Source organism: Thermophagus sp. OGC60D27 (genome assembly GCF_052400625.1).
Taxonomy (GTDB): Bacteria; Bacteroidota; Bacteroidia; order Bacteroidales; family Marinilabiliaceae; genus Thermophagus.
The window spans coordinates 40,530-52,392 of record NZ_JBQTGH010000012.1 but is presented as its reverse complement, the minus strand read 5'-3'; the positions used below and the strand labels follow the sequence as shown (position 1 = coordinate 52,392).

Sequence of the window (11,863 nt, the reverse complement as noted above, 5' to 3'; positions counted from 1 at the left end):
CAAAGTAACTATATTATCAGATCCTTTCTCTCTTTTCTTTCTGAGCCATATATTTACGAATTTCTATTAACCCCTCTCTAATCACCAACCACACTAATTACCTCCTGATTAATTTTTTGTATTCTTGGCTCCTCTATTTTAACAACTTTCCGGTCATAGGTTATCAGGCCGTTGACTTCGACTTCCACGTCCGTAATCTGGGTATAAACAGCAGCAGAAAAACCAGCCTTAACCAATTCTTTAAGTTTTTGGGCATATCTGATATATTCGTTGGTTACTTCCTTGATTGATTTAAACTGAACATATCCCCAATTTCGATCTTTTGCCCATAAATGACCTTTTAGAGGCAAGCCAATGCCACCATATTCACCAAGCACCGTGGCCCTTTGCGCATCATAAAGATACAAGTCTGGTTCAGGGTAATTATGAAGATCCAGAATATCACCGGTCTGAAAATGATTGCCGCCACTGGCCGGGTTTACCAAACGTGAAGGATCATATTGTTTGGTCCATTCTGCTATTTCAATAGTTTTAAACTGTCCCCAGCTTTCATTAAAGGGAACCCAGACCGCTATACTTGGATAAGAATAAAGATAATCTATGATCTCTTTCCATTCCTTTCGGAAAATTTGTTCTGAATGAGGGCTTCGCTGATTCTCCCAACCTTTAAAGTAAGTCTTGTTCTGCCAACCAGGTCCGGCATCACCATTTGGCATATCTTGCCAAACCAATATTCCTAATCGGTCGCAATGGGTGTACCAACGAGCCGGTTCAACTTTTACATGCTTGCGGATCATATTAAATCCCAAATCTTTGGTCTTTTGGATATCATATTGAAGCGCTTCATCGGAAGGTGCGGTATATAAGCCATCCGGCCACCATCCTTGATCAAGAGTCCCCAAATGGAAATAGTTCTTGTTATTGAGTTGAATCCGCATTATTCCCTTTTTATCTCTTCCCATGGAAACTTTTCGCATGGCAAAATAACTTTTCACCCTATCCAGTTGTTCTGCCTTATTTAAAAGTACAACCTCCATGTCATATAGAAATGGCGATTCGGGACTCCAAAGTTTTGGATTTTCCAATTTTATTTCTACTGGATTGGGGACACTGGCTCGAACTGTCTTGATCACCTTTCCATCTTCCTTTACACGAACTTCGATTACATCACCATAACTGCTTCCGGCAACCAACGCCTTTACTTTCACCTTATTATTATCAATATCCGAGGTAGTACGAATCTTTTCAATATATTTTTCCCCAACAGGTTCCATCCAAACCGTTTGCCAGATTCCTGTTACAGGCGTGTACCAAATCCCCCCAGGCTTAGACACTTGCTTTCCTCGGGGTTGTGGCCCTTTATCGGAAGGGTCCCAAACTCTTACCATTAACTCCTGTCTTTCCGCCTTTAGAAAAGGAGTAATCTCAAAAGTAAATGGTGTATATCCTCCTTCGTGCATTCCAATCTTTACATCGTTGATCCAAACTTCAGCACTCCAATCAACTGCTCCAAAATGTAAAAGGATCCTTTTCCTCTTCCAATCTCGCGGAATTTTAAATGTTCGTTTGTACCATAAAACATTATCTTCCCCTACTCTTTTTTGCACTCCACTTAAACTAGATTCCACCGCGAAGGGAACCAAAATTTGTCCTTCAAAATTTTGGGGTTGATGACTCTCCTTTGGGGTTATCGCATATTCCCACAATCCATTTAAATTTTTCCATTGACTGCGTTCCATGATGGGACGTGGATATTCGGGCCAAACGTTTTCAGGGTCAATTTCAGTTGCCCAGGAAGTTTTAATATTATCTCCTACCGATTTCCACTGAGCCTGAACCAATGTTCCGAAAGCCCAAACCAATGCAATAAGTAATGGTACTTTTTTATACATATCCTGTTAGTTTATTTGATTAAAAATTATTTTAAAGTATCAAACCTTCCTCCCAGTCTAGAGTCGAACACCTTTGACTCATCAATCCCAAACATTTACCATTGAATGGTCACAACTGATCCCGAGCCTTCCCTATTTTTTCGGAAAAGATGATTATATAATACATCTCATGTGCGTTCCACCAATCCAATGACATATTTTATAGCGAAAAAATTTAAGTCATTCAGGAATTTTTGAATACCTAATCCCTGCTAAATATTGGCCTAGCTTGAGGAGTGACGCCGGGTGTCCCTTCCATTATTAATTTAGGCCACCCATCTTCCCAAATAATTCGTTGAAGCATCAATACCCTACCTTGAGGATTATTTTTATCTACTGCATGATAAAAGACCCAATCCGAACCTTCATCATCCTGTACGATCTCGGAATTGTGGCCTGTTCCAACAAAACGACTGTTCGCACTAATTAATACCTCATGATGATTGGCCATCATGCTGTTTCCCTCCTTATCAAGATATGGACCAAATAAATTATCAGAACGCCCAACAACGGTGGTATAAGTACTATTTACACCTTCGCAACAAGAACCAATGGAAGCAAACAAATAATAATATCCGTCTCTTTTGTGAATGTAAGTTCCTTCATATGCCGTTCCGGCCACCTGTTGTTTCTCAGCCTCCGGTTTTAGACTTAATCCATCCTCAGAAAGCTCAATGGCATAAATTCCCCGAAAACTACCCCAGAAAAGATAATTTTTCCCCTCATCCTCAATATAAAAAGGATCAATGGAATTTTGAACATCAATCTCATTACTTCTAAAAAGTTTGCCATGATCAAAATATGGACCATCTGGCTTATTACTGGTAGCAACACCAATACCACAGGTCCACTCTCCTCCCCACACAGACATGGAATAATACAGCAGATAACGTCCGTCTATAAAATTGATATCAGGAGCCCATAAACCTCCGTTGGGTTCAAAATCCGGACGTGTTCCATTCGTAAATGCGGTGCCAACAAACTCCCAGTCAACAAGATTTTGAGATCGATGTATCGGAATGTTACGAATGTCTTCTGTCGCAAATAGATAAAAGAACCCATTTTCTCCCTTCACCAAGGAAGGATCTGGCAAACTCCTGTTTATCACAGGATTAACATATCCATCATCCTGTTTTTCTTTTTTAACTGAAGTTTCAGAGGTTTCATTCCTATTACAACTGCATCCAGCAAATATGACCATTGTGATCAAAAAGCATAAAATGGCGGGGTGCAAAATTTTTAACTTGAACATAATTATCCAATTTTTATTATTATTCAAACACTTACATATATTTCCAATGAAACAACTGAAATAATTCACATGAATCTATGTATCCCAATGCCTCACAAATTTTTACTACAGACCTTTAACTTCATTCATCAAACCTATCCCTTTTTGCTTCACATTGGAGGGAAGAGCATTAATCCCTACCTATCCATCGACACACTCTTTTTGAAGCCAATCATAAAACTTTCAATATGATTTCATAAACTCAATCGCATTTCCAGGCGTTAACATTTCCCACAACGACGCAACAGTCCAACCGGGAGCAAATATATCGTTGTAAAATCCCTTGCCGTTTTTCCCGTAATCCCAATTGGTGTGTTGAACCACTTCAGGGTAATATCCGGTTTTTGCTATTCCACACATGTGGCCCGGATAAGGTAATAGCTGGAACATTGAGGTCTTTATAACATCTGCAAATTCTGAAAATCGTTTCTCTGCCGTTTCTTTTGACAGAAAATTCAATACATCTACAAACTCAAAGATGAATACATCGATATGATTATTTTCTACAGATACGTTACCCCATCCACGGGTTTTCAAACCGATATCGCCCAGCATTTGACCCTGTGCAAACGGTACATCCCACAAAAAATACCAAGACAAAGCAAAATAAGCTGCTTTTCTGGCCAACAAGGTATAATGGACATGTTTCTTGCCTGATGAAGCCAATGCCAAATAATACATAGCCGTCGATGCATAAAGTGAGGCCTCCTTATCCTCACAATAAGCATCTAACGTAGAAGAAAAGTAATCAGATTTATGGATTACCTCTGATTCCAGATATTTTCCTGCCTTTTCAGCTCTTTTTAAATACTCTTTTTCCTTAAAATATTTAGAAGCCATAACCAAAGGAACAATGGCCGAAGCAGTGCTTCCTCCTGTCGAATCAATCAACTCAAAATTATCTTTAAACTTCCGAGGAAAGCTTCCATCTCCGTTTTGAAGGCGAAGAAAATTGGATAACAGTTTTTTCATTCTCCCTTCCCAACCTGGATGATTTCGTCCATGTTTCCGTTCATAATCCAGATAATTCAGAATCGCATAGACCCCCTCCGATTGTCGACGAATACTATAAACATCAGATTCTTCATGGGTATGATAATTAATAGATTCTCTAAAAAAACCGGAATCGGTAAATCCATTTTCCAAGTAACTATTCAATATCTTCGCAGCTATTTTTCCAACCTCTAAATGGCCATTCTCAATAGCGTATTGGTGGGCAAAGAAAGCATTTAAAAGAACCCGCCCAATAAACCCAACTTCAGCGCCTCCCATATCTTTACACTCATCAGTTCGTAGATGAATTCCCGAAAAATAATTAAGATCTTCACTCTCCACATAGCTCTCCACAAAGAAGTTGGAAAGAGTCCTTTTTATCTCATTTTCGGAATACAATAATGATACAGCTTGTGGTTTCAAATAATCAAAAGTAGAAGTCCAAACCTGTGATACAAAGTCAGAAAAGTCAGAGGCCCTACCCTTTTTTACCACCCAACTCAGCGTTTTGGTTTCTCCCTTTTTTAATTCATAAAATGAAGTAACCGGAGGGGCCAATGTCAACTTTCGAATATAAGTTTTGGGATATTCACGATAAGGGAATCCAAAAGACAACCATGTTTTTCCCTCTTGATTCTCAAAACCGGTAAAACCTAAATCGTTCTCTCCCGAAAGAATGACCTCCCCATAATTAATGGCTGTATATGCCACCGTCTTTAAATCATCCGTTCTCAATACTGTAAAATAACGACCAGTGGATTCATCAAATACCCCCGTAAGCGGAGAACTTAAGCGGTCTTCTCTTACCAACCAGCTCTCACTGGTGTGAAAGGATGGGGCTGCTTGAGGAGAACGAAGATTGTGACGATACCAAAATCCTGGCATCAAAAATTGACAATTTTCATGAACTGCACCACCCGCAGCTACACTTTGTTTAAAATTAAAGAATACATTTTCTAAAGCTGTCAATGAAATACTATAATGGATATTACTCCCCGATTCCTCAATTGTTCCGGTCACTACCATTGGGAACTCATTTCCACCTAAATAGCTGATAGTATTATCTCTACTGACATTTTTAATGTTTAAAGTAAAATGTTCCCCCGGATTTCCTGGCATTTTTAATATTATTTCGGCCCTTATGTTATCAATGGTTTGAGAACTGACCACTTCACAGAATATGGCCATGATAACCAGACCAAACAAAAACTTATTTTTTAAAGACTTTTTATTCTTCATAACCGTCCACTGTCAAATTTAGAATATATTTAAAATGTTAAAAAGAACCCTCTCCTTTCTTCCCACAGCACGCCTTCCTCTATCAATTATTGTCTGTAAAACAACAGGCATTTATTTTCAAGCCCTATCTTTCTATCTTTCTCCTGGAGAAAATCCTTCTAATTCATTGGCTAACTTGAAAACACATGACATAGCTTTATAGATGTTCTGATCTAGGTAAACATTCTTGTCATGTTCATTTCATTAAGGGGTTAGAAGCACTTTACACCAGGTGTTAGAAGCATTATCAATACTATGAACAACGCTTTCTTCTGTTAACCTACCTTCCTCATCATGGTAACTGAGTTTTAAATTTATCCGCATATCATTTTCAACGTGATAATTCAGGGCAGGAAGTGGAATAGCCAGTTCCAGAGAATAACCTTCTTGGGCTAGATTCTGAGTAACTAAACGGATGCCTTCCATTTCAATATTTTTCCACTCACCATTTTCACCCTTGCTTGTATGAGATTGCCCATTGGTATTACAAAACACTTTAAATAGACCTTCATCAGGAGAAATCAGGCAATAATTTCCCGCATCCACAAAAAAAGTTACTCCTTCCTCTTCCGAGGTACCTCCATACTTTTCTGTACCTCTATATCTCACAAAGGCGGCCAAATACAAAAAATCATCATCCCATGCGACATCAGCCAGAACGTTGACATTCCCTTTATGTCCGACAAAAAGGGGAAACTCTTTTTTCCACTCTTGCTGGTCCAAATGGCCATCAACAACAACATCACTATTGACAGCCACAAGTTCAGGGATAATATGTCCTAAAATAATCCATACCTCATTGGTTGCACTTCGAAAGTTGGTGCTGGATGCTGCAACAATCCCATTCTTGTCCCAAAGAGAAATAGAATTCCATTTGGCTTCACGATCCAATGGAACATTGAAGGGTTGGGTGATTTTTGAAAATTGAAGTTTCCCGGAATCTCTAATGGCCACTTCCATCGTAGAACGTTCCCAATCGTCAGATCTGCCACGTGTTGTCTGATAAGAAAGTACCAATTCGCCGGAAGGAAGATGCATTAAATAAGGAGCCCCGGCATATACATGATTCGACAATTCGGGATTATGGGCGACATGACGGTTGTGCGAGGCACCATCTACCGTAATTTCCCACGGGTTTTCCAGTGAGGTACTGAGAATGTAAGGTTTGAATTGCCCCGAAACATTATCTTCTATAGCCAACACAATTTCATCTCCTGCAATTACAGGGACAGGCATTCCGTCACGATGGTTTTTCCTGAAGCTAACTTTGACAGTCTCCTTACTCCATGTGTTTCCATTATCAAAAGATCTCAACATCGCTATTTCCTGCTCATCAGAATTGGTGTAAGGTCCCTCATTGGCAAAATAAACCTGCAATTCACCTGACGGCAACTCTAGAAATACCGGTTCCCAGCAACCGTCCGCAAAATCCTGGCCAGCTTCATAAATGACTAAAGGTTCTGACCAAGAATCCCCAAAATCGGCACTCCGACTCACGGCTATTGCAAAGGGTGCCACCCCATTACGCGAAGGGCGATAGTTGCAACCGGCCACAAGGTCGCCGTTTGACAACTGAATTAGTTCACCATTGGCTTTGTTGATCGTAACCGATGAACTGGTGTGCTTTGCAAAGAGAATAGTCGGTGCACTCCAGGTCAATCCATTATCATTACTCTTTATGATCTCAACATTACCATTAGTCTCATATACGGCTATCAACAATCCATTATTCAATCGTCTAATTCTGGGATAGCCCGCCCACGACGCCTGTCGTCCTTCCTGCGGTGCCAGTCGCTGCATAGAGCTATAATCCCAGGCGATGCGAATACCATCCAAAGGCCTACCGATGGTTCTTTCAAATTCTGATATGTTTCCATCCGGGTTCTGTCCCTGACATGAGACAAGAAATTGCACCAATAAAGCACAGATAAAACACAATTTAAAACTCAAATTCATTTTCAATTCGTTTTCAGTTGAGGCACTGTATAACTGGAGTCAATAACCATCACATCCTGTCCGTCAATGCGGTCTTCAAAACTTACTGTACTTACATACATGTGGCGCGGATGAATGCTTTTTTCATTGTTGTGCGCATGAAAAACTATTTTTAGACTTCCACTTTCATCGTGGAACATAGCACTGTGTCCGGCTCCTACCAATTCCCCCGGCTTTTGTAAAATTGGATTTCCTTCATATTTAATCCAAGGTCCTTCAGGATTTTGTGAAGTTGCATAACCAACACCATAAAAGGGACTCTCATAGCTGTTAGCAGAATAAGTCATGTAATAAATTCCATTGTGACGGATCACAAACGGGCCCTCATTTACACGCGGCCAAACAGTTTCCCACTCTTGTGAAACATGAATGCATGGTTTCATGGTCTCCTGTTTTATATCGATCAGGTTTTCTTCAAGTTCCGCAACCCATATATTATTCCCATCATTAAACCGCACAAAATAAAGCCAGGGCGTTCCATCTTCATCAATGAAAAGAGAATTATCAATACATTTCTCGTCGGTAATCATCGGTTTTTGCTCCTCCTGTGTAAACGGTCCCCATGGATTATCACTGGTCGCCACACAAATATGTTCATCTGCTGAATAATACATATAAAATTTACCATTTATGGAATAAACTTCAGGAGCCCAGAACCATTTATCACCCCAAACATCAGACTTTTGAAGGGCCAAACCATTTACCAATTCCTTCGGAATTTCCCAGTTTTTAAGGTCCGTTGATGAAAAGACAATGATTCCATCCTCGGAAAAAGTCCCATAAGCATAGTAAACTCCATCAAAATACATTATAAATGGATCGCCTAACGGAACTTTGACAATATCTTCCTCATCTCTTGTTGTTCCATCTTTGTTTTCGGAACAACTCCCCCATGATAAACCTAAAAAAATCAGCAAAATAAATATTTGATTTGTCATTTTCATCAGTATAAAGTTTATCTAAGTTATTAGTCGAATGAACTCGCATAGTTCAATTAATCCCTTTGCTTTTATAGCAAATTTTTCTTGCCATACTCGTTTCATTTATTAAAAATACTTGAATGCGGCCAAAAATGCTTTCGACCGCATTCTAATATTTTGATAAATAATCAAAATAAGATCAACTATTTTCCTAATAATTGGGATTTTGATCGAGATTCTCATTATTATTTACCTCACTCGACGGAATTGGAAGGCATTCATGTCTTCCTACAATGAAATTGTCGAAATCAGGATCCCTCTGAGCCAATTTATTAACATCCTCCTGGCTCTTCAATAAACCCCAACGTTTCAAATCGGCCCAACGATGTCCTTCGAGGCACAGCTCAAGAGATCGTTCCATTTGCAACCGTTCCAGAAAGGCTTCCTTGGTTTGTGTGGCTTCGAGATGATTCACTTCAAGTTTTGGCATATTGGCACGAGCTCTGACTCGGTCTAACATGGCCACGGCTTCCGTGGTACAATTTTCAGTCAGCTAGTCTGTTTTCTTTTCTTGGCTATCTTGGATATGCGTTTAATACAAAATCAATATCAGAAAAAAAATAAATCAACAAAATTCCTTGCACTTGATGGCGTTTTGTAATTTTAATTTTCAATAATATTATTTTCTATACCATTTATTATACTCGTTTTCTCATTCATCTTTCCGAAAATTGTCCCAGATGATAATTGGGAAAAAATTTCAAAGCCTTTACACTTTATGATAAATAAAGAAGAAAAATTTGCCCGAAAGGGAAAACTTCGGGCAAATATGTTTCTTTCTTATAATTCAACTTTAAAAACTTCGGAGAATAGAAAGTCTTCAACTCCTGAAATCTTTACACCCAAACGGACAAATGCATAATCCTGTGGTGGTGTCATTTCCGGTACATTAATTGACATAGTTATTAAATCCATGTCTTCTATATCAACACCTTCAAGTTCTACACTTGAAAGATTGTTAAAGTTGTCTACAAACTGCCGTTTATGAACACACAAAAACACCTCTTCAATGCTTCTTGCATCCTCATCCTTAATAATCTGTTCTAGACCAAAATTTGCTGTAACTTTTTGACCACTAACTGACACAGATGCATTACGAATCATATAATATGGTTCGACTTCAATATCCAACTCAGTCTCCCCTTTGACACTAACCAAAATGGTATCGGATTGGGTTTCCGGATTGGTTAAATTTCTAAATGGTCCTTGATTTGAATCGATAATCAGCTTATATTCTCCGTCAAATAAGAGTGCTGAATAAGAGCCATCCTGAGCAACTTCTACTCTAATTGGATAAGAAAGCTGCCATCCTGGCTCGTAAAGATGGAAAAACAAAGCATTGTATGCTACATTAATTGGCTCTCCCTCATAAACAATATGACCATTTAATCTGGAATGCGGTTCTTCATAGTTATCATATTCACAGCAGGCCAATATACCAGCCACAAACAAAATTAATATAATATTTATTTTTGCCATAATTCAATTTCCTTTAGTTATGATTGGGATTCTTAACAATCAAGGGATTATTATTTAATATATCATCACCTATTCTGGAATAGTAATTACCTAATTGAAAACGATCCGCCCCAGTAACCTCACTTGGGAGTATTTCTTTATATACATATTTTCCATTATTGGGATTATTTGAATTTTCGGGATCGTAATATTTGTATGGCCAAAGCCCAAACACACGAGTACTAACAGAAGTGGCATTTCCAGGATCAGTGGGGACATGGTCAATGGGTTCCCCGTTCCAGACTTTATGAGCAATTCTCCAACGTTTGTAGTCCCAAAGCTGATGACCTTCGAAGGCCAACTCCACTTTCCTTTCATGAACTATTCGATCAAATGATATTTCATCCTCAGTCAAATCAATAGTAAATCCTGCCCTTCTACGAACAACATTTAAATATTCTGCGGCAACATCATTGTATCCTAACTCAAATGCAGCTTCTGCCGCGTTCAAATAAACCTCTGCCAATCGATACCTAACCCACCATTGCTCACTTTTCAAACCACGTTGTCCAGATCCAGTGGCAGGATCCATATGTTTTCTAATGTAAAATCCTGTTTGGGCTGAAAATTCCAATCTATCTATTGGTCCATCCATACCCACGACTTGAACATTTCCTAATCCAGGTACTTCACCATATTCTCCAAACTGGTCCCCTGTAATTAAAGTACCATCAGGTAGCGCATATCCGGCCCATATGTCCAAATCTTTCCCTTTAAACTTGGATCCTGGAATCATAACTGTTCCCTTTAATCTTGGATCCCTGTTGGCAAAAATATCTTCTGGCTTCTCATAAAATATCCAATTACCCAATTCATCTTTTGTCTGAAATTTCTGAAAAGTATTATCCAATAATTCAAAGGACTGAACCATGTTTAAGGAGGGATTCAAACGGCCCCCTTCAAGATCCTCTGCAACGGACCATGGCTGATTTACAAGAGTGAAAGCATTAGATCTCCCATCCCCTTTTTCACTCTGCATAAAGTCTTTTGCAAAAATAACTTCTGGATTATTGTTTTCTTCTATAAAAATGTTTGCAAAATTTTCGGATAAATCTTCTTTTGCCTTATACAGAGAATATGGACCGTCATTAATCAATTTTTCGGCAGCATTCAATGCCTTTTCATAATAACCTTCAGCCATGGAAGCAGGAATCCCGACCTCCCCACCTGGAAGTGAGACGCTTGGTGTATTAACCCCATGTTTTGCAATAGATCCGGCATACAACGCCACCCTTGATTTCATGGCATCAACAAGGCCCTGGGTCGCACGGGATTTAATGTCGGCAGTTGAAGGCAGATCCCCCTTTATGGCATCTAACTCACTCAGTATAAAATCATAAATTTCATACTCTTTAGCCCTTGGATATTGAAGGTAGGTGGGATCTCCACTAAAATCATAAGTCATGGACTCTGTTATCAATGGGACACCACCCATTCGCTTAACCATCTCAAAATATAACCAGGCACGAATAAAACGCCCCTCAGCAATAAATCTGGCTTTTTGAGTTAATTCCTTTTCATTAGCCTCCATCGCTTTCTCTATAAACAGATTTATTTCACGTATGAAGCCATAGTCCCACATTCCCCACTCACCAAAATCCCATCCATTATTTTTATGTCGCCAATAATCACCGAATGCCGACCCGAAACCTTCATCAAAATCAACAAAATTCCACCAGTTATTCGGTCCTTGGAATTCAGGCAATCTGAAATAAAAATCTGCAAGTACTGCCAAAGCCAGGGCATTATCAGAATATACTTGTTCATCAAGCAAAATATCTTTCGGTTCCCTATCCAGAAAAGCATCATCATCACAGCCCCAATATCCTAAAGCAAGGATTACGCTTATTATATAGATTAATTTATTCATAATTTCA

8 protein-coding genes are annotated in these 11,863 nt (G+C 39.1%); all 8 read right to left on the bottom strand.

Going from position 1 to position 11,863, the window contains the following annotated elements:
- Positions 1-77 precede the first annotated feature (77 nt).
- The 8 genes from ACT29H_RS14315 to ACT29H_RS14280 all read right to left on the bottom strand — a co-directional run bounded on the left by ACT29H_RS14315 (position 78) and on the right by ACT29H_RS14280 (position 11,856).
- Positions 78-1,892, bottom strand: a complete 1,815-nt coding sequence (locus ACT29H_RS14315) for a glycoside hydrolase family 2 protein (RefSeq protein ID WP_444822331.1) — start codon at positions 1,890-1,892, stop codon at positions 78-80.
- 241 nt (positions 1,893-2,133) lie between these two features.
- Entirely contained in the window at positions 2,134-3,183 is a 1,050-nt protein-coding gene (locus ACT29H_RS14310; RefSeq protein WP_444822330.1) for a family 43 glycosylhydrolase, read from the bottom strand.
- Between the two features lie 222 nt (positions 3,184-3,405).
- Positions 3,406-5,454 carry a hypothetical protein gene (locus ACT29H_RS14305; protein WP_444822329.1) on the bottom strand — a complete coding sequence of 683 codons (2,049 nt, stop codon included), beginning with the start codon at positions 5,452-5,454 and terminating at the stop codon, positions 3,406-3,408.
- 243 nt (positions 5,455-5,697) lie between these two features.
- Positions 5,698-7,449: a sugar-binding protein gene (locus tag ACT29H_RS14300; protein ID WP_444822328.1), complete on the bottom strand. Its 1,752-nt coding sequence runs from the start codon at positions 7,447-7,449 to the stop codon at positions 5,698-5,700.
- Positions 7,450-7,451: 2 nt separating this feature from the next.
- Positions 7,452-8,432: a glycoside hydrolase family 43 protein gene (locus tag ACT29H_RS14295; RefSeq protein ID WP_444822327.1), complete on the bottom strand. Its 981-nt coding sequence runs from the start codon at positions 8,430-8,432 to the stop codon at positions 7,452-7,454.
- 187 nt (positions 8,433-8,619) lie between these two features.
- Positions 8,620-8,934, bottom strand: a complete 315-nt coding sequence (locus ACT29H_RS14290; protein ID WP_444822326.1) for a RagB/SusD family nutrient uptake outer membrane protein — start codon at positions 8,932-8,934, stop codon at positions 8,620-8,622.
- A gap of 314 nt (positions 8,935-9,248) precedes the next feature.
- The gene (locus ACT29H_RS14285) at positions 9,249-9,947 is read right to left on the bottom strand and encodes a DUF3823 domain-containing protein (RefSeq protein WP_444822325.1); all 699 of its coding nucleotides are present in this window, start codon (positions 9,945-9,947) and stop codon (positions 9,249-9,251) included.
- A gap of 13 nt (positions 9,948-9,960) precedes the next feature.
- A complete protein-coding gene (locus tag ACT29H_RS14280; protein ID WP_444822324.1) occupies positions 9,961-11,856 on the bottom strand; it encodes a RagB/SusD family nutrient uptake outer membrane protein in 1,896 nt (631 codons plus the stop codon).
- Positions 11,857-11,863: the final 7 nt, after the last annotated feature.

Coding starts and splice junctions, on each gene's coding strand:
- ACT29H_RS14315 (WP_444822331.1), bottom strand. CDS start 1,892: ATGTATAAAAAAGTACCATTACTTATTGCATTGGTTTGGGCTTTCGGA.
- ACT29H_RS14310 (WP_444822330.1), bottom strand. CDS start 3,183: ATGTTCAAGTTAAAAATTTTGCACCCCGCCATTTTATGCTTTTTGATC.
- ACT29H_RS14305 (WP_444822329.1), bottom strand. CDS start 5,454: ATGAAGAATAAAAAGTCTTTAAAAAATAAGTTTTTGTTTGGTCTGGTT.
- ACT29H_RS14300 (WP_444822328.1), bottom strand. CDS start 7,449: ATGAATTTGAGTTTTAAATTGTGTTTTATCTGTGCTTTATTGGTGCAA.
- ACT29H_RS14295 (WP_444822327.1), bottom strand. CDS start 8,432: ATGAAAATGACAAATCAAATATTTATTTTGCTGATTTTTTTAGGTTTA.
- ACT29H_RS14285 (WP_444822325.1), bottom strand. CDS start 9,947: ATGGCAAAAATAAATATTATATTAATTTTGTTTGTGGCTGGTATATTG.
- ACT29H_RS14280 (WP_444822324.1), bottom strand. CDS start 11,856: ATGAATAAATTAATCTATATAATAAGCGTAATCCTTGCTTTAGGATAT.